Genomic DNA, 22,401 nt, shown 5'->3' with positions numbered 1-22,401 from the left:
CTATTTTCTGATGATAATCACGTTCCTGCCTGACCGGCTTCATGCAGCGCCGGGCGTTCAGGCCTTTATTTTGTGCTATCATTCAGACGCAATTAATCATGGCAACGCTCTCGCATTCAACAACCTCGTATACCAGTTCAACCGAATCAAACTGGGTAACTTTTTACAACAGCTACGTACAAAAAGCCGAATTCACCCGTATTGGGTGGGCCATTACCGCCATGGCCATTCAGGGCTGTATACTTTCGCCGGTGCTTCTGTTAACGATGGCGTATTTTGGCGGAGGAGACTGGCAATTTTTGGTTAGCATGTTTGGCTTTCTGGCCGTACTGGTCCCTGTCTTATCGGCTATGTCCGTAAAATATATATTTCCAGCCTTTGCTGTAAGCACAGTCGTTCACCTCGCTATCATACTGATGAATGTGCTTTCCTAGCGCTGTATAGCATTCGTTATAGAAACTTCCCTGTTTTCTTATACTAAAAAAGACCACCCGGATAAGATGGTCTTTTTATATTGATGATGAGCTATTGAAGAAATAAGTTCTTTAGATCTAGTTCTTATAAATCCAGGATTCAATACCCGCCAGTTGATCAATGGCTGCCATGTTTGAAATGGCTTCGTTCCGGTCGGCTGAACCAGCAGCCGCTACTTTATAGAGCTGGCCTTTTCGGGCTGGTGCAATCACAAAGGCATCGGCGTAACCCGCTTTGCGAAGCTGACGTTTCAGGCGCAGAGCGTTACGTTTGCTGGTGAAACTTCCGGCAATAATGGTATAGTAGGGTTCTGTACGAATGGGTTTAGCCGCTGCAACAACCTCGTTGGTAACTGCTTTTTCTACCGGAGCAGCTTCTGTAGAAACGTTAACGGTTTCAGATGGCGTAACGATAGCGGATGCGGATTGGGCTGGGGTTTCTGACACAACCGGAACTGTCGCCACTGGTGCTGGCTCATTCTGAACAGGAGTTTCAGGCTTTGCTTCTTCAGCCAGTGCAGGAGCCGCTACAGATGTTGGTTTTTGAGTAGGTCTCGTGGTGAACCGGTCAAGCAGCGAAGTTGGGATTCGGATGAGGTCGGCCGGGCTCAAACTACTTTGAAAAGGCTGCCCCGGATTTAGCACCGAGAAATAACTAAACACCCCTAACGAGCCAACCAGTAAGGCAATCGAGGCTGCCCGCCAGTAAGTACGCGCCGGGCGATAGGGCGTTAGCGTCGTATCATCTTCTCGAACCAGAACTGGCCCGAGTGTTGTAACCGGTACCGCTTCGAGAGCTGGTTCCAACTGGGACTTCCGATTTACCAATTGCGTAGACACCGCACTCATCCCGAAAGCTTCACCGAAGAAATTATGTCGGAAGCTTGGATCGAATTGCAGTCGGTTTTCCTCGTTGTATGTAAACGTGCCAATGCTTTCGATCTCAAACCGACCTGCTGTTTCTACCTGTTTACGCAAATTAGTAACGAACTGGCTAATATGCCGTTGAGCCCCCTCGCGGGTTAATGGCTCATGCAGCATGATGTAGTTGGCAAGAATGCCATCGTCGAAACGAAGGGCTTCGTTAAATGCAACCCGTTTGCGGGGAGGAAGGTATAAACCACTGGCTTCCGTAAAAGCTGCTGGCTGGTAGTGAGTCAGGAAAGCCCCAAGCTCAGGAACCACAACACAGTCGTATTGATACAGCAACTTTTTGAGGTACTCATTAACGGCAGCCATAGTGTTTGTCAGTGAAATCAAAAAGAATAACTAATTCCTCCCAGAAAGTTAAGCCCTTGGGTCTGATAATACAAATACCGCTCGTAGTTCTGGCCAAAGATATTATTTAACGCCACGAATGCAGAGATCTGTTTTCCTAAGAAATAGTCAATTTTCAGGTTGGCGTCATAAATCGGTTTTAACGTGTAGACGGCCCCAGACGTGAAGTTCTTATTTTTGATGCCCTGATAAAAATACAAATCAGCGGTGACAAATAATTTTTTGTTCAAAATGTACGAATTGCTCCAGGTGGCGGCTACCTGAGGGCGTCCCCAGGCGGCTTCTAATCGATCGAGACTGTAGTTAAAGTAATCTGCTTTAAGTGTTGAACGGAACTTGTCTTTCTGGGCATATCCCAGTTGTCCCGAGAAAGTTAATACGTTGGAAACGCCACCGTCATATAACACAAAGAATTTTGTCGTGTCCGGCATGGTGTTGTTAAAAGTCGAGAAGTTCCGGTACCGGGCATACGACGCTTTTCCTTCGTACGAGAAACCTCCCCCCAAATTTCCTTTCGAACCCGCGTATATATCCCACGACTTAACAGTGTTAACCAATAGGATTTGTGGAGAAAGCCATTTGTTTTCACCGAGTAACGACCGAAGGGTGTTCCGGTTAATATCACCATCGACACCCGCAAAAATGTGGATATTGCCAATCGGGGCGACGTCCAGGTCAATTACCGGGAAGGCGCGTGTGTCGTTGATGCCCTGCCGCTGGTCGGTTTGGTTGACGGCATTGATACCGGCGGTAACTGTGAATAACGACGAAGTGTATTTAAAGGTCGGCTTCACCCGAAACAGGTTTCGGTTATCGACAATCGAGCCGTCGGACCGTTGCGTGACAAAGGCATCGGCTGCCAGTAGGGCGAAGAAGTTATCGGAAATACCCACCGAAGCATTCAGGTTTGTACCCCAGTCCGTTTCCGTTGCATTAAAGCGATCCTTTAACGAGGTAATGCCCGTGCGCAGGGAATAATCAATGGCATTTTCCGAATTCGTGTTTTCAATGCCGAGTTTGAAGTTGACCGTGTTGAGCCGTTGTTTGATCTGGTCGATATCAAAGGAAGGCTGGGCGGCATACTCGCGGCTGTAGCCATAAAAATTATAGGCGTTGCGGTCGTAACCGAGATCGGCCTGTAGCTTGAACGCTTCCGCCAGGTACTTACCAGTCACGCGTATACGGGTGTCGCTCTGTGCCGAGTTCTTGCCATCTACCGGCCCCAGGGCCGACGATAAATGCCGGGCCGATCCTTCGAGCGCCAGATTCGACTGGTTGTTGATCCCGAAAAAACCTTCTCCCAGAAACGAACTGTAATTCCCCGCGCCCAGCTTTACGTAATTGTTGTAGGAAGCTGTTTCATCTGCCTGACCTAGGGTAGGCGCCAGAATACCGGGCGTAATGCGGGGATCGCCAACGGTGAGTTTCCGATCTTCAAATTCATAAGTCAGCTTCCGTTGCTCAGCAGAGGGCTTACTGGACGGAATTTTATTGAAAATTCGATTGGCGGGTGGTAGCTCAATCTTCCGGCTCTTTTCAACGGTAATTTCCTGATTGTCAACCTCTCCTTCCTTAACCGGGCGTTTGGGCTGTTGCTGGGCAAAAACCGTTGCCGATAAGGAAAGCAGGGTAAGGGTGAGTAGGGGGCGTATTGTGAGAATCATACTTAGGATGTAGAATGTATGATGTATGATATAGGGTGTATGATGTTAAGTGTGCCACTCGCATACATCATACACCTCATATCATACATCATACTTAATTAATTCTTGCTTTCCAGCGTTGCCAGTTTCTGTTTAGCTTCGGTAACGATGGCTTCGTCGGATGAATTTTCGATGATGGAGTTCAAAACGGCTTTGGCCTGGGCGATTTCGTCCAGGGCGACGTTGTTGTCCGAAACCAGAATAAACGCTTTGCCTTTCCAGTACTCAAAATCGCTGAATTGCTCGTTGAATTTCAACAGCGTCGCTACTGACTCCTTGTATTTTTTCTGACGGTAAAGGATTTCGCCGAGGTAATACTGCGCTTCGGCACCATAAACATCTTTGGCGAGGGCAATCGTTTTGTCGAAGTCGGTCTGAGCGGTTTTGTAGTCATTCCGGCTCAGGGCCACTTTCCCGAGCATCAGTTGGGCCCGGTTCTGAGCACCCGGTACCACGTTGCCGCCAGCCGCGATCTCCCGCGCAATAACCGCTGCGGAATCCAGTTTAGGATACACAAAATACGTATCCATCAACCCCAGTTGCGCCGTAACCTGTTCGGCTTTGCTGCCAGCCCGGCTTTGGATCAGCTGGTAATGGCGAACCGCCCGGCCATAATTTTTCTGTTTCACTTCCAGCTCCGCAGCGCGTGTGGCGGCCCGAACCAGGTAATCCGACTTGTTATCGGCAATCACTATATTATAATACCGAAGGGCATTGGCGACATCGTTGGTTTGGCGATACGATTCCGCTACGTAATACCGGGCCTGATTGGTGTTCGGACTGGAGGGGTACTCCTGCATGAAGGTCAGGAACGACTGGATGGCCTGCTCGTATTTGCCGCTGGCGTAAATATTCCGGGCATTGTCGAACTGCACCCGCTCGACATCTGTACTACCCGGATTTCCTTTTTTATATTGACCCAGCACCTGCGAGAACTCCTCCGGCCGACCGGCATCATTGAGCGAATTCTGAATACCGAGCAAGGCACTCTGCGCCTGGTCAGACTCGCCGTAGTTGTCCAGAATACGTTTGTAATCGGCCACCGCCGAATCGTACTGTTGCAGGTTCCCGTAGGCAATGGCCCGTTTCAGCAGAGCCGCCGGAATAAGCGCACTGGTTGGCTTATCCTGAATCAGCTTCGTAAATCCCTGAATGGCCACCTGATACGAACCCTTCTCAAAGTCGACATTGGCTTTCTGGAACAGTGATTCATCGACGAAGCGTGAGGTTGGGTATTGTCGCTGCACCTGATCGAATTGGGCTTTCGCTTCGGCGTCACGACCAACATAACTCAGGATTACCGCTTTTTGGTACGACGCATAATCTTTATCCGGTGCGTTCTGCGAAATGGCCTGATCGTACGAACGGAGCGCATTCTCGTACTGTTTCGTCGCGAAATACGTGTCGGCCAGCCGGATGGTCGCATCCTGAAGCTGGACTCTGTCATCGGCGTTGGCACCCCGGCTCACAAAATCCCGGAAGTAGGGCATGGCGCGGGCATAATCCTTTTTGTTGAAATAGGCGTAACCGAGGCCATACAGACTCTTGGTCGCGTACGCATCCGCCCCGCTCGACTTGGAAATGCTGGCGTAGAGGGGAATGGCTGTGTCGTACTGCTTACCGGCCGAGTAGGATTCCGCCTTCCAGAACTGGGCTGCCTGTTGCAAACTGTTATCGGTCGGAAACTTCAGCGATTTATCGAAGTTGGCAACGGCCTGCTGGTACCGTTCAGCGTTGAAATCGTTGATACCCTGATTGTAGGTGAGCCGCTGGTAGGTGGCATTAATTTTCGGGGTCCGGCGTTTCAACCCTTCAATGTAAGCAATGGCGGCCGGGTAATTGTTAGAGGCAAAATAAGCTTCGCCAACCAGTTCGTTCGCTTCATTCTCAAATTTACTGTCAGGGTATTGCTTCAGAAATGCGGTCAACTCTTTTACCGCATCCGCCCCGTTGTTCTGGTCAAGCTGGAGTTTGGCGTGGTTAAACCGCGCTTCTTCCTGAATTTCCCGGTTAAAGGATAGCCGTCCTGCCTGATCGAAGGCGTTTAGGGCATAGGTCGGATTCTGGATTTGTAAGTAGCTGACGCCTAGTGTATACGCTGCATATTGAGCCGTTGTGTCTTTGCCGCCCGCCAGTGTTTTAAGCTGGGTGATGGCGTCGTTGTAAGCACCCGTGCGGAACAGCGACTGCCCGTACCGGAACTTAACGGCTCCGGGTGCTTTGGCACCTGCCGTATTGATGTACGATTTATAATAGGGGATGGCTCGGGCAAACTGGTTCTGCTGATAAAACACTTCCGCCGTAAACAGCGCCACTTCGCTCATGCCCGCCCCATTGTTTCGCTTGAGCAGAGGCTCGGTATAAGCCAGCAAATCGTCGTACCGACGCTGCCGGTAAAGCGACTGGGCAATCCAGTTCGGCACCTGATTCTGGTAGGTCGGGTTGTTTTCGATTCGGCGAAAATCGGCGACGGCTTCGTTGAAGTTCTTGTTCCGAAAGTTGATCGTCCCGGCATAGTACGATGCGGCTGGTGCATCGGGTGAGTTGGGGTCAACTTTAATCTCATTCAGCAGGGGCAGGGCTTTTTGCAGGTTCTGCGTATTGTAATAGGAGAGCGCCAGCTGGTATTTGTAACCCGATTGCTGCGCTGAGCTGCCCCCCTGCCGAACGGCTTTTTCCAGGAAGTCGATGGCTTTTGCGTAATCCTGGCGGTTGTAGTAATAGGTACCCAGATCGCCGTAGAGCTGCCCGGCTTTGGGGTGCTGGCTGTTGTTTTTGACGAAGCGGTCAACCAGAAGCTCGGCCCCCGGCTCGTCGATGTATAGGCTCGTCAGGGCGATGTAGTACTCTGCTTCTACCGCGTTCTGATCACTGGTATTCAGCAGCGATTTAGCGCCGTCGCCCCGCCGGGGTTCCAGGTATTGCCGAAATTCATAGCGGGCAGCCGCATAATTGGCTTTCTCGAAGAGTTCAAGTCCATTGCGGTAATGGTAATCGGGTTCGACATTACTCTGGGTTCGCTGGGCCGAAGCCGACAGGGTAGCCAGCAACCCAAGGGTCAGCGTGAACAGCAACCGATTAAAGACCATGCTGAATAATTTGTAGTGACCCGTTTGGGTGGTTGAATAGGGCATAGAGCAAAAATTGGTTCAATGTTTCCGGGTCGATGTGGCAAGTTTAACGTACGGCCTGAAAACAGCAAACCGTTGGGTGGCCCCGATCAAACCTGAAACAATGGCCCTGAAACTACTTTTTGTCTGAATTGAGTCGTAGTTTCGCCGACAAATTGACAAATATCACGTCAAATCTGGACAAAAAACGAAGGTATTCCTGTTTCCGTATGAAAAAAAACGCCCGGCTTCTGTATTTACTTACTGTCTGGACATTTTTCTCTCCATTTTCATCAACTGCTACCCCAACACGTGCCGACGAAGAAAACCCACCGGCCGCTACACCAACCGTAACGTATGTGCTCTCGATGCCTGAGCCACAAACGCATTATTTCGAGGTGGAAATGCAATTGAAGAATGTGGCCGCTGCCACCAATGCGAAGAAAAATGGCTACATAGACATCAAAATGCCGGTCTGGACACCGGGTTCCTACCTGATTCGGGAATACGCCAAAAATGTGGAAGCCTTTACGGCATCGGCCGGCGGCAAGACGGTTCCGAGCGAAAAAATCCGGAAAAACGCCTGGCGGGTCCAAACCACCGACGATAACCTGACCATCAAATACCGGGTGTATGCCAATGAATTGACCGTTCGGACGAGCTTCGTTGATGCCGACCACGGTTACGTAACGCCCGCCGGTGTGTTCATGTACCATGATGCGTTGAAAAACATCCCGTTGCGGGTTGTCGTACAACCGTATAAAGACTGGAAAAACGTAGCCACAGGCCTCGAACCCGTTGCTGGCCAGCCCTATACCTACGAAGCGGCCGATTTCGATATTCTGGTCGATTCGCCCATCGAGATCGGTAATCATACCATCTTCACCTTCACAGCGTCGAACGTTCCGCATTCGGTTGCTATGTACGGCGATGTGAGTTACAATGAAAAACGGCTGGCTGACGACTACAAACGGGTTTGTGAAGCCGCTGCAACCGTAGTAGGGGAGCACCCCTGTAAACACTATACCTTTATCGTTCATCACATTCCGCCGGGTGGGGGAGGTCTCGAACACCTGAACTCCACTACCCTCGAAACGACCCGTAACGCCTATTCGACTGAAGCGAATTACAAGCGGTTTCTGTCGCTGGTTGCCCACGAGTATTTTCACCTCTGGAATGTAAAACGAATTCGTCCCGTTGCGCTGGGACCCTTCGATTACGAGAACGAGAACTACACGCACATGCTCTGGCTGTCGGAGGGCTGCACGTCGTTCTATCAGGAATATATTCTGCGGAGAGCGGGCTTTCATACGCCCGAATCCTACCTCAATCTGGTGGCCAGCAGCATAACGGATATTGAAAACCAGCCCGGTACGCGGGTGCAGTCGGCGGCTGAGTCAAGTTGGGATGCCTGGATCAAAGGGTACCGGCCGAATGAAAATTCGAGCAATACAACCATTTCGTACTACAGCAAAGGTAGTGTACTGGGCACATTACTGAACCTGGCTATCCTGGGCGCAAGCAACGGAGAGCGCAACATGGACGACCTGATGCGGCTTCTGTACAACGAATACTACAAAAAGCAGAAACGTGGGTTTACGGACGATGAATTCCGTAAGGCCGCAGAACAGGTGGCCGGTCGTAAGCTCGATGACTTCTTTAACATTGGTGTCAATACGGCCGAACCGATTAATTACAATGCTTATTTCGAGCCGGTCGGTATGCAGCTGATCAATGTAGCGGGCAGAACGCAGGATGGTTTTCTGGGCGCTGCCACGACAGTTGCGAACGGAAAGTCGACCATTTCAACCGTACGGCGCGGGTCGGCGGCTTACCGCGATGGCCTGAATGTAGGCGATGAAGTTATATCGGTAGACGGATTCCGGGTTGGCGACGATCTGCTACGGTTTGTTAGTGGCCGCCGGGTGGGCGATAAGTTGGTTGTGCTGGTTAACCGGGCGGGTCAGCTTCGCGAAATACCCGTTACCCTGACGCAGAACCCACTGGCCAGTTATCGTATCGAACCACTGAGCAATCAGACGGCTTCCCAAAAGGCATTGTACAACAAGTGGTTGTTCATTAACTAATAACGTAGGCAACACCACACAAAAAACGAGTCAGGCCCGGTAGATTATCGGGCCTGACTCGTTTTTTGTGTAATCTCCGCATTGCCCTCAAACACCCATGACCCAGCCAGAAACCTCAAATCTCCAGGCTTCCCGATTATCAGCCCTTTCCATGCGGGTTGATGCCATTGATATTCTCCGGGCCATCACCATGATTCTGATGATTTTCGTCAATGATCTCTGGTCGCTCACCGCTATTCCCGATTGGCTGGAACACGTGCCGGGGGGCGTTGATGGGATTGGGTTAGCGGATGTTGTCTTTCCCGCTTTTCTGTTCATCGTAGGCATGTCGCTGCCCTTTGCTGTCAATGCCCGCCGACAGAAAGGCGATACCGATAGCGCACTGGTGTTACACGTTGTCCTGCGTTCGATCGCCTTGCTGGTCATGGGCGTCTTTCTGGTCAATGGTGAGTCCATCGACGAAAAGGAAACGGGCATCCACCGGCTCGTGTGGAATGTACTGTCGTGCTGTTCGTTCATTCTGATCTGGAACGCTTACCCCAAAACAGCGGCTAGCTGGATTGTGTTGGTCGCCAAAGGTATAGGCGTTGCCACGCTCATCGGACTGGCTTTCGTCTACCGAGGGGAGGAGGAGAAGCGATTTGCCACACATTGGTGGGGTATTCTGGGCCTGATTGGCTGGTCATATCTGGCTGCAGCCCTTGTCACGGTATTTGCTCAAAATCGAATCAGCATTTTACTGGCAGCCTGGGTTGGCTTTAGCATCCTGAGTATGGTGTCTGCGGCTGATTTACTGCCCGAATTTCTGTCGTTCATCCCCAGTGCTATTCGCGGAGGCACGCTGGTGGGGCTCACGATGGGGGGCGTTGTGGTATCCACAATCTTTACTTATTTCCGACAGCAGGCTGATTATAAGCGCATGTCGTTTGTTTTTCTGCTCGCGGCTGTCGCGTTGATCGGCTTATCCGTATACACCCGAACATTCTGGGGGCTGAGTAAACTGGCAGCTACACCCGCCTGGCTGTTTTTGTGCAGTGCCTTCTCCATGCTTGCATTTACGGCGATTTACTGGTTGGTAGACCGTGGAGGAAATGTTCAGAAACTCAGGTTCATTAAACCCGCTGGAACGGATACGCTGCTATGCTACCTAATTCCTTACTTCGCGTATGCGTTCACCACGTTACTGGATCTTCATCTGCCAGGTGTGTTGCTGACCGGTGGTATAGGCTTACTAAAATCAGTGCTGTTTGCGCTGCTCTGCGTCTGGATAACGGGCCGGTTGAACAAGATAGGCGTACGATTAAAGCTCTAGTCTGCGGTGTCGGTTTCTTCACCCCGACACCTACTTCACCCAAGTATTTACCATTTCTATACCCCAATGCTGCGTTTTTCTCTTGTTATAGGGCTATGTCTGGGGCTGCAAAATCCTGGCGTTGCCCAGTCCAAAGTGCTGAAAAAGCCAGTCTCGCTTGCAGCCTATGTTACGAACAGATACCCGTTGCGGCCCAATCCTTACATCGAATTGCCGTTAGGGGCTATCAAGCCGCAGGGTTGGCTCAAGGAGATGTTGCTCCGCCAGAAAACCGGTGCATCAGGTCGGCTGGACGAGCTTTATCCCCTTGTTATGGGCAAGCGGAACGGCTGGCTCGGGGGCGACGGTGACCAGTGGGAGCGGGGGCCCTACTGGATCGACGGGCTTTTGCCGCTGGCGTATATCCTGAATGACCCGGAATTGATCGCCAAAGTGAAACCCTGGGTAGAGTGGGCCATTAACAGCCAGCAACCCAATGGCTATTTTGGTCCCTTAACCGATTATCCGCAGGAAGCGGGCGTGCAGCGCGATAATTGCCAGGATTGGTGGCCCAAAATGGTGATGCTTAAAATCCTGAAGCAGTACTACTCGGCAACGCAGGATCAGCGGGTGATTAAACTGATGACCAACTACTTCAGGTACCAGTTACGCGAACTGCCGAAGCATCCACTCGATCACTGGACGTTCTGGGCGCGGTACCGGGGTGGAGATAACCTGATGGTCGTTTACTGGCTTTATAATCATACCGGCGATGCCTTCCTGCTCCAGCTTGCCGATCTGCTGCACAAACAAACGTTCGATTATACCAACGGCTTTTTAAATACCAATCTGTTGAGTCAGCAGGGGAGTATCCACTGTGTCAATCTGGCGCAGGGTTTTAAAGAGCCCCTGATTTATTACCAGCAGCACCCGGACCCAAAGTATGCAAAGGCGGTCGATAAAGGTCTTGCCGATCTACGTCATTTCAACGGCATGGCGCATGGCCTGTACGGGGGCGATGAAGCGCTGCACGGCAATAACCCAACGCAGGGCTCGGAATTGTGCAGTGCCGTCGAGATGATGTTCAGTCTGGAAAGTATGCTGAATATTACCGGTCGGGTGGCCTACGCGGATCAACTGGAGAAAATCGCCTTCAACGCCTTACCGGCGCAGGTCTCCGACGATTTCATGGGTCGCCAGTATTTTCAGCAGGCCAATCAGGTGATGCTTTCGCGACATGTCCGCAATTTTGACCAGAATCACGGTGGTACGGATGTGTGCATGGGCCTCCTGACGGGGTTCCCCTGCTGTACGTCCAATATGCACCAGGGATGGCCTAAGTTCACGCAAAATCTCTGGTATGCCACCCCCGACAAAGGACTAGCCGCACTAGTTTTTTCGCCCAGCGAAGTAAGTGCTTACGTAGCGGGTGGTACGCCGGTTACGTTTACCGAAGAAACGAATTATCCGTTTGAGGAGACGATTAAATTTACCCTGAAGACGGATAAGAACAGCAAATCGCTGGCTTTCCCGTTCCACATGCGTATTCCGGCCTGGTGTACAAAAGCGACCATTACCATAAATGGTACCGTTTGGAAAGAAGTCGCCGGAAATCAGATTGTGACCATGAACCGCAACTGGAAGTCGGGGGATGTAGTCGAACTTCAACTCCCGATGCACGTCATGCAAAACACCTGGTACGAAAATTCGGTCTCCATTGAGCGCGGCCCACTGACCTACGCACTGAAAATGGAGGAAGAAACCAAAACGGTTACGAATGACAAAGACCCTATAGATTACGGAAATCAATACGTTGAAGTCCGCTCGTCGTCGCCCTGGAATTTTGGTTTAGTGAATGTTCCCGAAGGGAAATTAGAACAGGCCGTAAACGTGGTAAAAAAAGAGACGGTGTCTCCCTTTCCCTGGAACCTGACGAATGCCCCGGCAGAAATACGGATAAAAGCCAGACGAATACCCTCCTGGCAACTTTACAACGACATGACCGGTCCAATTCCCTATAGCCTGACAAATGGATTGGAAACAGGAAAGCTGGAGGAAATTACCTTGATACCTTACGGCTGCACTACGCTACGTATCTCTCAATTTCCGCTGGTTCGGTAAGTGACTGGCTTACAAATTAGCTTCGAACCCATTATAAATCTGGCCATCAATTAACAAAAAGTTAGTTGATGGCCAGATTTGCGCTCTTGTATGTTTTTATTTTTTCTAAAAACTTGTGGCGAAAACAAGCAGACAGCGTCTATAGGTAAAAAAACTGTTAGTCATCCGTTTTACCTACCGATTCACCGATATGCTGGTACTTGATATGAGCCAACGGCTTCAGCAGAGCCTTTTAACCCACTTTCTACAAAGCAGGGGTCTTCGGGTTGAAACCCGCGAAACAATTCGTCCGGCAGATTGGCCGTCTACTATTTTATTGACTGATAAGCTTCCGAGACCGGCGTTCATGCCCGCCTACGGGCGCCAGATCTGGATGCTTACCCAAAATGCTCCGGTTGCGGACTCTCTACCGGATTGTGTGAAAGGGTTGTTATCCTGCGATTGTGATCTAACCGAGTTGGAAACCTGTGTTCAGCAGGTATTGCTTCGGCAGTCGTATTTCTCGCCGGGATTGCTAAGCCATTCCAGCAGACGAATAAATTCGATGCGGGCAAAGGTTGTGTCAAATTAACCGGTTGCTACGAATAAATGTGTGCCGGTTTGTTTGACGAAACGACCGGATTTTGCTATATAAAAAGCCGCTTCTGCTGATTCAGAAGCGGCTTTTCTATGAAAAAACGTCAGACACGGCCCTGTAACCCCGTTAGAGGTGGCCTGGTAATAGGTCAGCACATTTATTTAGGCGTTAACCACTTCGGCGATGAGTTGCTCCGCCAACTGAGTTAAGCCAACCGTGGCTGGTTCGGCAATGAACGTCACGTTGTTTTTTTTGTGCATGTCGGGAATGCTGGGGTCAACAACATACACTGGCACACTGTCCCGGACGGCATACACTAGTCCGGCCGCCGGATACACGTTGAGTGATGTTCCCACCACAATGAAAATGTCGGCCTGTTCAGTAATGTCAAGGGCAATGTCCATCATCGGTACGGCTTCCCCAAACCAGACAATGTGTGGCCGGAGTTGGGAGCCTTTGGCGCATACCTCTCCTTCCTTTATCTCCCAGCCCTCAATATCGTAAATCAACGACTCATCGACCGATGAGCGCGATTTGAACAACTCGCCGTGCAAGTGTACTACCTTCGACGAACCAGCCTTTTCGTGCAGGTTATCCACGTTCTGGGTAATCACCGTAACGTCAAATTTCTCCTCCAGCTTCACCAGTGCCAGATGGCCTGCATTAGGCTGAACACTCAGCGCCTGTTTACGGCGCTGGTTATAAAAATTCTGAACCAGCGCCGAATTTCGCTGCCAGGCTTCGGGGGTGGCAACGTCCTCGATCCGGTGGTTTTCCCAAAGCCCGTCCGATGCGCGAAACGTTGGGATACCACTTTCTGCACTGATACCCGCGCCGGAAAGAACAACTATTTTTTTACGTGTAAGCATACAGTATGGTGAAGAAATCGTCTTGTTCTTCTTATAAATATACCGCTATTCAACTACAATTTCGTCGATTGAAAACCATGTTTTTTCGCCAGCATTTGGGTGTCCAGGAGGACAAACACCCGCATTTTTGGCCCGGATTCGTACGTAACGGGCTCTGGCTGTCTTAAAGTCAGCAACGGCGGGAAGAATATCCCAGGGTCCGTTAAGCTCGTACGTGACGGGCTGGGCGATGGCTTCTTTAAAATCGCTGCCATCCTTCGACAGGGCAATTTCAACCGACTTTGGCGGGAAGCCTTTCTCCAGAATTACTTTGAGGAAGTTCAGAGATACTTTTGTGACACTTGTCACGCTGCCAAGGTCGAGGGTAATATCCATGTCGGTGCCGTACACGTTCACCCATTCCTGCCGACTCCGGGGCGTATCTCCCCGGACACCATCCGTTAACTTCGAAGTAGCTGGGTCGCTGTATTTATCGAGGGCTGTGGTATAGGTGTAGGGCTTATTTTTGCCTTTGTGCAGGACAAACGTCTGGCTAAGCCGACCGCCGGTTAGAGCCCCTCCAGTCCTTGTTATGGCCCGTAGGGTCGTAGTTTTGGTTAGTGTAATGGGGCCAATGTATTCGGTGCTTTGCTCGTTCGGCTCTTTGCCATTGGTGGTGTAGAAAATACGGCTGTCGCTGTCCAGCTTCTTTAAAACAACCTGAATTTGCCCTTGCTCATTGGCTTGTGTACTGGCCGTAATGTCGAACAGACGTTTGGCGTAGTTGACGTTTTTAAGCCTGGGCAGGTGGTTTTTTAATCGCTGACTAAAATCCTCAAAATTATGCGAACCTGGTTGCATCCAGGCAATTTCGGCTAAGGCGATGGCTCTGGGGAAGGCCATGTACTCGACAGATTCCGACGTGGGCATGTATTCGGTCCAGATATTTCCCTGTACGCCCAGTATGTATTTCTGCTCAGCGGCCGTCAATTCGGTTGGCATAGGTTCGTAGGCGTACACGTTGTCGAGGGGGAGGTAGCCGCCAATCGCGAGCGGCTCGGTGGCCGGATTGCCCTGATACTTATCTAAATAACAGGTGCCGCCGGGCGTCATGATCACGTTGTGCTTCTGTTTGGCAGCGGCAATCCCGCCTTCGGTACCGCGCCAACTCATGACTGTGGCGTTGGGAGCCAAACCGCCTTCTAAAATTTCATCCCAGCCAATGATCGAACGGCCTTTGCTATTGATGAATTTCTCAATGCGCCGGATAAAATAGCTCTGAAGTTCATGCTCATCCTTCAAGTTATTTTTCTTCATCAGCTCCTGGCAGAAGGTACTTTGTTTCCAGGCCGTTTTAGGGCACTCGTCCCCACCAATATGAATGTATTTCCCCGGAAACAGGGCGATAACCTCGGTTAGTACGTCCTGCAAGAACGTAAACGTTTTCTCCGAGGGGCAGTAGACGTCTTCCGAAACGCCCCATTTTGTAAAGACCTGATACCCTTTGGCGGGGTCGCAGCCGAGTTCGGGGTAAGCGGCCAGAGCTGCCTGAGCGTGACCGGGCATTTCTATTTCCGGGATAACGGTCACAAACCGACTTTGGGCATATCGCACCACATCTTTGATTTCCTCCTGCGTATAGAAGCCCGAAACAGGTTTGCCGTCAAATTGCTGGGGATAGTTCTGGTAATACTGGCCCACGATGGATTCGGCCCGTTTGCTGCCAACCTGTGTTAGTTTGGGGTACTTTTTAATCTCAATCCGCCAGCCCTGATCGTCGGTCAGATGCCAGTGAAAGGTATTTTGTTTGTGCATCGCCATCAGGTCGATGAACTTCTTGACGAAGGAAACCGGCATGAAATGACGCCCTACGTCGAGCATTAAGCCCCGGTAGCCAAAGCGAGGTTTGTCGGTGATGGCGCAGGCGGGCATAGCGGCCGTGGTCGAAGCACTCACCGGCAGCAACTGACGCATCGTCTGGGCCGCATAAAATAATCCCTTTTGAGTTGAGGCTTCGGCCAAAACGCGGGTGGGGGTAACGGTTAATTTATAGCCCTCATCGCCCAAATTCAGCTTTTTGTTCAGGGTTAAGAAAATATTCGCGCCTTTGGCCAGTGCCGGACTGGCGGGTACTACAGGCAGGGTAAGACCAACTGATAGTTTGACCTGACTGGCAAATGTTTGCGCTACCGTTTTGAGCGTTGCATCCGTTGCAGGCGATACAACGATTTTGGTCGTAGCCGCGAGGGTAAATTGCCCGTTTTGCCCCGAAAAGCGGGCCGGGAAAGGAATGAGATTGTATTCGTTTTCAGATTGAGCAAGTACACTACTGGATAGAAGAAGCAGAAGAGGCAGAAAAAGCAGATGTTTCATGCGGACGTAAACGCAGCTAGGCGATGGTTTAGCTGGCAAAATAGCAATGATTTTGCGTAAAGGAGTTAAAAACCAAAAACCTTCCATGCAGGAAGGTTTTTGGTTGCTTGTAATAAACGTTAGGCGACCTATTTTTTGGTTGTCGCTTTTTTGGCTGTGGCCGCTGGTTTTTTAGTCGCTGTCGCTTTCGGCTTCGTGGCTGTTTTTGTTGCCGTTGCTTTCGTGGTAGCCGCCTTCTTTGCAGGGGCCTTGGCCGCAGGATCGTCACCGCCCAGCTTCAGGCAATCTTCTAAAGTCAGCGAAGCAGGGTCAACATCCTTCGGAATTTTGACGTTCCGTTTGCCAATGGCCAAATACGGGCCGTACTGTCCGTTAATAACCTTCACGGCAGGATTCTCCGGAAATTCCTTGATGTATTTGTTCGCTTCGACAACGCGCTTGGCCTGAATCAGCTCAATAGCCCGTTCCAGCGTCAACCCAGCGAGCGATTCGTTGCGGGGAATCGAAATGTACTTATCTTCAAACTTGACATACGGCCCAAACCGCCCTTTGCCGGTCGAAACCATCTTTCCTTCAAACTCGCCCAGGGCTTCGCTAACGGCTTCGGCCCGTTTCTGCTGGATGAGCTGAATGGTCCGACTTTCGTCAATCGTGTACGGGTCGTCTTCTTTCGTCAGCGACACGTATTTATCGTCGTGTTTCACATACGGACCGAACTTCCCAATTCCGATGGTCATTGGTTTATCTTCGAAGAAACCAACTTCACGCGGCAGGGTGAACAGGTCAAGGGCTTCCTGTAAGGTAATCGTTTCAATTAATTGCCCGTCGCGCAGGTTGGCGTATTGGGGCTTTTCGTCGTCGGTCGATTCGCCTATTTGCGCATAAGCTCCGTATTTACCCAGCCGGGCGGATATTTTCTTGCCCGAACGGGGGTCGATACCCAGGTCGCGGGCACCGGTTTTGAACGCGACCACCGAAGAGCCCTGAATGTCCTCAATGTTTTTATGGAAATCGCCGTAGAAGCCCTGGAGCATCGTTTGCCAGTTCATCCGTCCATCGGCAATCTCATCGAACTCCTTCTCAACCGTAGCCGTGAATTTGTAATCCACGATATCAGGGAAGTATTCGACCAGAAAATCATTTACCACGATACCGGTATTGGTTGGGAATAGCTTGGCTTTTTCGGAGCCGTAAGTTTCCTTACCGCTGGTTTCAGTGATCTGGTCCCGTTGCAGGGTGTATTCCGTATATTTTCGTTCCTGGCCGGGCTTGTCCTGTTTCGTAACGTAGCCCCGGTTAACGATGGTCGAAATGGTTGGCGCGTAGGTCGAAGGACGACCAATGCCCATTTCTTCCAGTTTTTTAACCAGCGAAGCTTCGGCGTAACGGGGCTGCGGACGGGTAAATTTCTCCGTCGCTTTCATCTGCCCCAGATTCAGACCTTGTCCGATGTTCAGCGGAGGCAACATGCCTTTCGCATCTTCATCGTCCTCATCGTCTTTCGATTCCAGATAAACGCGCAGGAAGCCATCGAACTTGATGACCTCACCCTGAGCGACCAGTTCACTGGGGAATGACCGATTTGGCGCTATAACCTCAGTAGGTTCGACAAATGGGCTATCGTCCACATTCGTTTGAAACGTGGTCGTAGCGCCATTGGCAAAGCGGATTCCAATGGTTACGGTTGTCCGTTCCAGTTGGGCATCAGCCATTTGTGAGGCAATAGCCCGTTTCCAGATCAGTTCATACAGCCGCTTTTGATCACGGTCGCCACCGGCATTGCGGTCGTTGAAGTTTGTGGGACGAATGGCTTCGTGTGCTTCCTGTGCCGATTCGTTCTTGGTCTTGAACTGCCGGGTCTGGATGTATTTTTCGCCAAACTCAGTGCCAATTTCCGCTACAGCCTTGTCAATGGCTTCCTGCGAGAGATTGGTCGAGTCGGTACGCATGTAGGAAATTTTACCGGCTTCGTACAGGTTCTGCGCAATCCGCATGGTGCGATCCACCGAATAACTCAGCTTACGCGACGATTCCTGTTGCAGGGTAGAGGTTGTAAAGGGCGGAGCGGGTGATTTCTTGGCGGGTCGAGTCTCCAGATTTTTGATGGTAAACGTTGCGCCAACGCAGGCTTCCAGAAAAGCGCGTGCTTCGGCCGCCGTAGCAAAGTTCTTGGGCAGTTCGGCGTTGAGCACTTTGTTGCCGTCGACGATAAACTGCGCCGTCACTTTGAACGACGATTTAGCGGAGTGCTTGTCGATCTCCCGTTCGCGTTCAACCACGAGACGCAAGGCAACGGACTGCACCCGACCGGCCGATAAGCCGGTACTGCCACCTTTGATTTTGCGCCACAAAACCGGCGAAAGCTCATAGCCAACCAGCCGGTCGAGCACCCGGCGGGCCTGCTGGGCGTTCACTAAGTCAACATCAATGGTGCGGGGCGATTTGATCGCATTCAAAATCGCGTTTTTGGTGATTTCGCGGAAGACGATGCGCTTTGTGTTATCACGCAGACCGAGGGCTTCTTTCAGGTGCCACGAAATAGCTTCCCCTTCGCGGTCATCGTCCGTTGCCAGCCATACTTCCTCTGCCGCTTTCGCCAGTGACTTAAGTTCACTGACTAACTTCTTCTTATCGGGCGAAATTTCGTAAGACGGCCGGAAGCCATTGGTCACGTCAACGGCTAACCCATCTTTGGGTAGATCGCGGACGTGACCGAAGCTGGACTTCACTGTAAAGTCTTTCCCAAGATAGCCTTCTATGGTTTTTGCCTTTGCCGGCGACTCCACAATGACTAAGTTTTTCGACATAATTAATGGTCAGGTTGATAATCTCTCCGCTCCTTTTCTCCCTCGAATCAGGTCAAATATAGACGCAAAAGCCCTGACTTATGCAAGTCAGGATATATACGCCGAAACGAGGCAGGAGGTTTTAGTGTCGGAGGAGGGGGTATACATGCTTAACAACACATAGTTATTCACAGTTCGTATTTGTCGCATAAAATCCCTTAAAATGAACAGATAAGCCCTATTTTGACTAGTACTTACAGAGAAGGTCATGGTCATTCGGGCGTACGTTAAGCAAGACGAATTGCCAATAAATATTTTTGCTACTTAGTTTCCATTCGGCGCTTGCTGCTTCCCATATTTCGTGTTTTTACTCGGTTAAGGGCAGAAAGGATTAAGTCGACGACACTAAACAACGGGTCTAAATACCTTACAACGGCTTGAGGAGGGCCGTTCTGGCAACCCCTTAAATGAACAATGACTTCGCCGTGTTGACGAAGCCATTGTTCATCGAATTTGTTTATGCTTACGGCTAAATTCGTTTACCGAACCCGAACGGCACCTCCTATTTCTCCATTCGGATAGTTCGCCGACCGAATGTTTAGCCGGTACAAACCTCTGGATATACTATCGGCACGACTTTGTGAGACGGAAACGGTGCCGCTGATGGGCGATGTTAACGCTACCGCTGTTCCACTGCCCGGTGTTGTGCTGGTACCACTGCCTGGCGTAGTGCTGGTACCGCTTCCGGGCGTGGTGGATGTGCCGCTACCGGGTGTTGTTGTCGTACCACTGCCTGGATCGGTCGTTGTACCACTACCGGGTGTGGTTATGGTGCCACTACCCGGATCGGTCGTTGTACCACTGCCGGGTGTCGTGGATGTACCGCTGCCTGGTATTGTGCTGGTGCCACTACCGGGTATTGTGCTGGTACCGCTGCCTGGGCTCGTCGTTGTTGACAGGAAGACACCAGCTAGCAGAATGCTGTTAGCGTACGCTGATGTACCCGTAGTGGCTGAGGTCGATGTTCCGACAGGATCAAGTGTAATGGCTGTGGCCGTAATGCCTGAGTAGTTTACCGTGTAACTCAGTACGCTGGACGTTTGCGTTGAGCCGGATGACGTTCCCTGATTCAGGCTCCCCGCAAATGTACCGGCTCCCGTTGAGGTCGTCGATCCACCAGATGCGCCATTGAGCGTTGCGGTTAACTGAACCGGGTTGTTGGTTGCGGTAGTGGGGTTTTCGTCGTCGTCTTTACAGGCCTACCCCAGTAGGCCAAGTGCAATGATCGTTGTCCCAATGAGTGCTTTTCTCATACCGTCGATTGGTTAATTAAATTTTACAGATTATATAGGCTAATTAATTAGCAGCCTAACCTCAACCCATTCTTGCTTGCTTGTGAAAAATGGGTATTCGTGAGGAAACGGGATAGATATAAACCCTTTTGCCCATGGATATAAACCTTACATTCAGACTGGCCACCGAAGATGATCTTTGGGCTATTGTCCAACTGCTTTTAGACGATACACTCGGTGCGTTACGGGAAAACGCCGGGACAATACTATCTGAAAGTTATGCGAGGGCGTTCGACGCTATTCGTTCAGACCCGAATCAGGAATTATCGGTGGCTGAACTAAACGGTGAGGTCGTAGCTACCTTTCAGGTAACGTTCATCCAGTACCTAACCTACCAGGGTGGACGTAGAGCACAAATTGAGGCCGTAAGAACCCATTCTGCTTACCGTGGACGGGGCATTGGGAAAAAAATTATTGACTACCCTATTCAGCGAGCCCGAGACAAAGGTTGTCATTTAGTACAATTAACGACTGATAAACGAAGACCCGATGCCATTCGATTTTATGAATCACTAGGCTTTGTTGCCACCCACGAGGGTATGAAGTTTAAGATTGACTAAATGGTTGCGGGATGACCTGAATTTACATGGCAGGTCATGATGGTCTGAGTTATAGTTTATACCTACTTTATATTTTTTGGAAAAAATTTTCCCCTTCCTCAACTCGTCAGATTTTTTCGGCGAATTGAGTTTTTCTACTGATTATCAGTCGTATACCTTAAGTGTTTTCCGAGTTTTCTCTGAAATCTCGTCGGCTCTCCGTCTTTTTTTTAAAAAACTTTACGATTGGTTAAAGTAAAACGCCGGGCTTGTCCGTCATCCTTACCAAAGGCTTACAATGGAATAAAACAACACGAAAAAATCGGCCGTCACTTTTCGTAGTCATTGACTTCCTGGTATCGTAGGGCTTTGGTAAACAATTAACGAACAAGCAACATGAACATCATTTGGCGAATCGCTGGCTTAGCCCTGGCGGCCGGTTTGGTACTCTTTCTGGTATCACTTCTCTTAAAAGTACTTTTAGTAGCGCTGGGTGTTGCCCTTCTGGCGCGGGTTGTCGGGAGTCGTTTGGCGGGTGGCCGGGCATTCGGGCGAGTTAGAGACGGTGGCTGGCAGTCGTCGACTATTATTTCCATCGACAATCCAGCCTATCGGACGCCGGTAAATCAGGCAAGCTACGACCGGATAATTCCGATCAGCTAAGTGCATAAACGACAATAATTTAGGAACAAAATCAGTAAACACAAGGCTAAAAACACACAACCATGTATAACAAACAGGCATTTCAATCAGGGTATAAAGGAGGTTGCGGACAAATGGGCCGCGGAGGATTTGGTGGCAAATGGGGGCGGGGTAAATTCGGCGGGTTTTGGGCTCGTCATGCGGGGAGTATGTTTCAGGCACCCGTAAACATTCAGGAGACCGATACCGAGTATATCATCTCGCTATTTGCGGCTGGTCTGATCAAGGAAAACGTAAAGCTTTCCGTTAAAAAGGACGTCCTCACCATTTCCTACGAAGGAACTGATGCATGGGCAATGGATGAACAAGCCACGACTGGCAACTACACCTACCAGGAGTATGGTAACCGCTCATTCGAACGCTCGTTTCAGCTTAATGACAAAGTCATCACAGAAAATATATCGGCCAGCTACGCCGATGGGATTCTGAAGGTGGTTTTGCCGAAGAACCCGGCTACCAATAAACCGGCACAAACGATCAGCATAGGCTAATATTAATTCGTGAGTACAATAGAAAAGCCCCTGCCATAATCAGCAGGGGCTTTTTGTTCGGTTATGGTTTTCAAAAAAAATCAATTATTTCTTTCGGACTTCGCCCCGGATTTCCCCACCTCGGTAAGCGGCTGTGTGCAGGTTGGCATAGTACAGACCAGCCAGCAAACTATCCACCTGCGTTTGCCGCAGGGCGGCAGTCGTGGCAATGATCGGCGAGGTTAAGCTTGGGAATGGGATATCGACCGGGCCGGTGCCATCGGCATTAACGATCTTGTGCAGGTGGCCACCCGTTGGATTCAGTCCCTGGTAGGTTACCGTGTAGCTGAGGACCCGGCTTACTGTATTCAGTTTTCCCGTAAAGGTTCCGGTCGCGGTGGATGGAACAGGATTAGGTTTTTCCCCGGCTCCAGTCAATGTTGCCGAAAGTTGAGTGATTGTGGAGGTAATCGTCGGGTTCTCTTCATCAATGCATGAGGAGAGAGTGAACGCCAGGGCCAGGAGCGTGGCCACCGAAAAGAGTACAGATTTTTTGTTCATAGCAGTTCAGCATCTATGGATCAATACGTGTAGCGGTGTTTGTTGGGATTAGGGAACGTACTGATCTGATTTGACTGCCAAGATAAGTTGTTTATCTATTTGGTTCTGCATTTAGGGCACAAATTACCCT

The 22,401-nt window shown here is 50.5% G+C and carries 16 protein-coding genes; 9 read left to right on the top strand and 7 right to left on the bottom strand.

The features are described 5' to 3' along the window. Positions 1-98: 98 nt before the first annotated feature. On the top strand, positions 99-434 hold the full coding sequence (locus CRO74_RS08800; RefSeq protein WP_179830151.1) for a hypothetical protein: 336 nt from the start codon (positions 99-101) through the stop codon (positions 432-434). A 117-nt stretch (positions 435-551) separates the two neighbouring features. On the opposite strand, the gene CRO74_RS08795 is transcribed toward CRO74_RS08800, so the two are convergent. From CRO74_RS08795 to CRO74_RS08785, 3 genes are all read right to left on the bottom strand, one after another. After that, a complete protein-coding gene (locus tag CRO74_RS08795) occupies positions 552-1,712 on the bottom strand; it encodes an HU domain-containing protein (RefSeq protein ID WP_097125586.1) in 1,161 nt (386 codons plus the stop codon). Between the two features lie 17 nt (positions 1,713-1,729). After that, complete coding sequence (locus CRO74_RS08790) at positions 1,730-3,415, bottom strand: TonB-dependent receptor (RefSeq protein WP_097125585.1); 1,686 nt, start codon at positions 3,413-3,415, stop codon at positions 1,730-1,732. Positions 3,416-3,513: 98 nt separating this feature from the next. Next, on the bottom strand, positions 3,514-6,588 hold the full coding sequence (locus CRO74_RS08785; RefSeq protein WP_097125584.1) for a tetratricopeptide repeat protein: 3,075 nt from the start codon (positions 6,586-6,588) through the stop codon (positions 3,514-3,516). A gap of 206 nt (positions 6,589-6,794) precedes the next feature. On the opposite strand from CRO74_RS08785, the gene CRO74_RS08780 reads away from it, so the two are divergent. From CRO74_RS08780 to CRO74_RS31255, 4 genes are all read left to right on the top strand, one after another. Further along, positions 6,795-8,651: a M61 family metallopeptidase gene (locus CRO74_RS08780; RefSeq protein ID WP_097125583.1), complete on the top strand. Its 1,857-nt coding sequence runs from the start codon at positions 6,795-6,797 to the stop codon at positions 8,649-8,651. Between the two features lie 97 nt (positions 8,652-8,748). After that, positions 8,749-9,963, top strand: a complete 1,215-nt coding sequence (locus CRO74_RS08775) for a DUF5009 domain-containing protein (RefSeq protein WP_097125582.1) — start codon at positions 8,749-8,751, stop codon at positions 9,961-9,963. Between the two features lie 66 nt (positions 9,964-10,029). Further along, on the top strand, positions 10,030-12,063 hold the full coding sequence (locus tag CRO74_RS08770; protein WP_097125581.1) for a beta-L-arabinofuranosidase domain-containing protein: 2,034 nt from the start codon (positions 10,030-10,032) through the stop codon (positions 12,061-12,063). Positions 12,064-12,253: 190 nt separating this feature from the next. Then, complete coding sequence (locus CRO74_RS31255; protein WP_144035887.1) at positions 12,254-12,634, top strand: hypothetical protein; 381 nt, start codon at positions 12,254-12,256, stop codon at positions 12,632-12,634. A gap of 167 nt (positions 12,635-12,801) precedes the next feature. Here the strand turns inward: CRO74_RS31255 and CRO74_RS08765 are convergent, their stop codons facing one another. The 3 genes from CRO74_RS08765 to topA all read right to left on the bottom strand — a co-directional run bounded on the left by CRO74_RS08765 (position 12,802) and on the right by topA (position 18,668). Then, positions 12,802-13,509 (bottom strand): SIR2 family NAD-dependent protein deacylase, encoded by a 708-nt coding sequence (locus CRO74_RS08765; protein ID WP_097125580.1) that lies wholly within the window; start codon positions 13,507-13,509, stop codon positions 12,802-12,804. A 45-nt stretch (positions 13,510-13,554) separates the two neighbouring features. Further along, positions 13,555-15,861 carry a glycoside hydrolase family 20 protein gene (locus CRO74_RS08760; RefSeq protein WP_097126065.1) on the bottom strand — a complete coding sequence of 769 codons (2,307 nt, stop codon included), beginning with the start codon at positions 15,859-15,861 and terminating at the stop codon, positions 13,555-13,557. A 128-nt stretch (positions 15,862-15,989) separates the two neighbouring features. Next, entirely contained in the window at positions 15,990-18,668 is a 2,679-nt protein-coding gene (gene topA, locus CRO74_RS08755; RefSeq protein WP_097125579.1) for a type I DNA topoisomerase, read from the bottom strand. A gap of 573 nt (positions 18,669-19,241) precedes the next feature. Here topA and CRO74_RS08745 point away from each other — a divergent pair. From CRO74_RS08745 to CRO74_RS08730, 4 genes are all read left to right on the top strand, one after another. Further along, entirely contained in the window at positions 19,242-19,718 is a 477-nt protein-coding gene (locus CRO74_RS08745; protein ID WP_097125577.1) for a hypothetical protein, read from the top strand. Positions 19,719-20,094: 376 nt separating this feature from the next. Next, positions 20,095-20,559 (top strand): GNAT family N-acetyltransferase, encoded by a 465-nt coding sequence (locus CRO74_RS08740; protein WP_097125576.1) that lies wholly within the window; start codon positions 20,095-20,097, stop codon positions 20,557-20,559. Between the two features lie 375 nt (positions 20,560-20,934). Then, on the top strand, positions 20,935-21,201 hold the full coding sequence (locus CRO74_RS08735; protein ID WP_097125575.1) for a hypothetical protein: 267 nt from the start codon (positions 20,935-20,937) through the stop codon (positions 21,199-21,201). 62 nt (positions 21,202-21,263) lie between these two features. Continuing rightward, complete coding sequence (locus CRO74_RS08730; protein WP_097125574.1) at positions 21,264-21,731, top strand: Hsp20/alpha crystallin family protein; 468 nt, start codon at positions 21,264-21,266, stop codon at positions 21,729-21,731. An 84-nt stretch (positions 21,732-21,815) separates the two neighbouring features. Here CRO74_RS08730 and CRO74_RS08725 read toward each other — a convergent pair whose 3' ends face one another. Continuing rightward, positions 21,816-22,271, bottom strand: coding sequence for a CHRD domain-containing protein (locus CRO74_RS08725; protein WP_097125573.1), 456 nt, complete (start codon positions 22,269-22,271; stop codon positions 21,816-21,818). Positions 22,272-22,401 lie beyond the last annotated feature (130 nt).

The sequence above is a fragment of the Spirosoma fluviale genome, from assembly GCF_900230225.1.
Taxonomy (GTDB): Bacteria; Bacteroidota; Bacteroidia; order Cytophagales; family Spirosomataceae; genus Spirosoma; species Spirosoma fluviale.
Note: the sequence above shows the minus strand (reverse complement) of the source record. Positions and strands in the feature narration are given on the sequence as shown.

What these genes read in the sequence shown, in the direction of transcription:
- CRO74_RS08800 (WP_179830151.1), top strand. Translation starts at nt 99, where the DNA reads ATGGCAACGCTCTCGCATTCAACAACCTCGTATACCAGTTCAACCGAA.
- CRO74_RS08795 (WP_097125586.1), bottom strand. Translation starts at nt 1,712, where the DNA reads ATGGCTGCCGTTAATGAGTACCTCAAAAAGTTGCTGTATCAATACGAC.
- CRO74_RS08790 (WP_097125585.1), bottom strand. Translation starts at nt 3,415, where the DNA reads ATGATTCTCACAATACGCCCCCTACTCACCCTTACCCTGCTTTCCTTA.
- CRO74_RS08785 (WP_097125584.1), bottom strand. Translation starts at nt 6,588, where the DNA reads ATGCCCTATTCAACCACCCAAACGGGTCACTACAAATTATTCAGCATG.
- CRO74_RS08780 (WP_097125583.1), top strand. Translation starts at nt 6,795, where the DNA reads ATGAAAAAAAACGCCCGGCTTCTGTATTTACTTACTGTCTGGACATTT.
- CRO74_RS08775 (WP_097125582.1), top strand. Translation starts at nt 8,749, where the DNA reads ATGACCCAGCCAGAAACCTCAAATCTCCAGGCTTCCCGATTATCAGCC.
- CRO74_RS08770 (WP_097125581.1), top strand. Translation starts at nt 10,030, where the DNA reads ATGCTGCGTTTTTCTCTTGTTATAGGGCTATGTCTGGGGCTGCAAAAT.
- CRO74_RS31255 (WP_144035887.1), top strand. Translation starts at nt 12,254, where the DNA reads ATGCTGGTACTTGATATGAGCCAACGGCTTCAGCAGAGCCTTTTAACC.
- CRO74_RS08765 (WP_097125580.1), bottom strand. Translation starts at nt 13,509, where the DNA reads ATGCTTACACGTAAAAAAATAGTTGTTCTTTCCGGCGCGGGTATCAGT.
- CRO74_RS08760 (WP_097126065.1), bottom strand. Translation starts at nt 15,861, where the DNA reads ATGAAACATCTGCTTTTTCTGCCTCTTCTGCTTCTTCTATCCAGTAGT.
- topA (WP_097125579.1), bottom strand. Translation starts at nt 18,668, where the DNA reads ATGTCGAAAAACTTAGTCATTGTGGAGTCGCCGGCAAAGGCAAAAACC.
- CRO74_RS08745 (WP_097125577.1), top strand. Translation starts at nt 19,242, where the DNA reads ATGTTTAGCCGGTACAAACCTCTGGATATACTATCGGCACGACTTTGT.
- CRO74_RS08740 (WP_097125576.1), top strand. Translation starts at nt 20,095, where the DNA reads ATGGATATAAACCTTACATTCAGACTGGCCACCGAAGATGATCTTTGG.
- CRO74_RS08735 (WP_097125575.1), top strand. Translation starts at nt 20,935, where the DNA reads ATGAACATCATTTGGCGAATCGCTGGCTTAGCCCTGGCGGCCGGTTTG.
- CRO74_RS08730 (WP_097125574.1), top strand. Translation starts at nt 21,264, where the DNA reads ATGTATAACAAACAGGCATTTCAATCAGGGTATAAAGGAGGTTGCGGA.
- CRO74_RS08725 (WP_097125573.1), bottom strand. Translation starts at nt 22,271, where the DNA reads ATGAACAAAAAATCTGTACTCTTTTCGGTGGCCACGCTCCTGGCCCTG.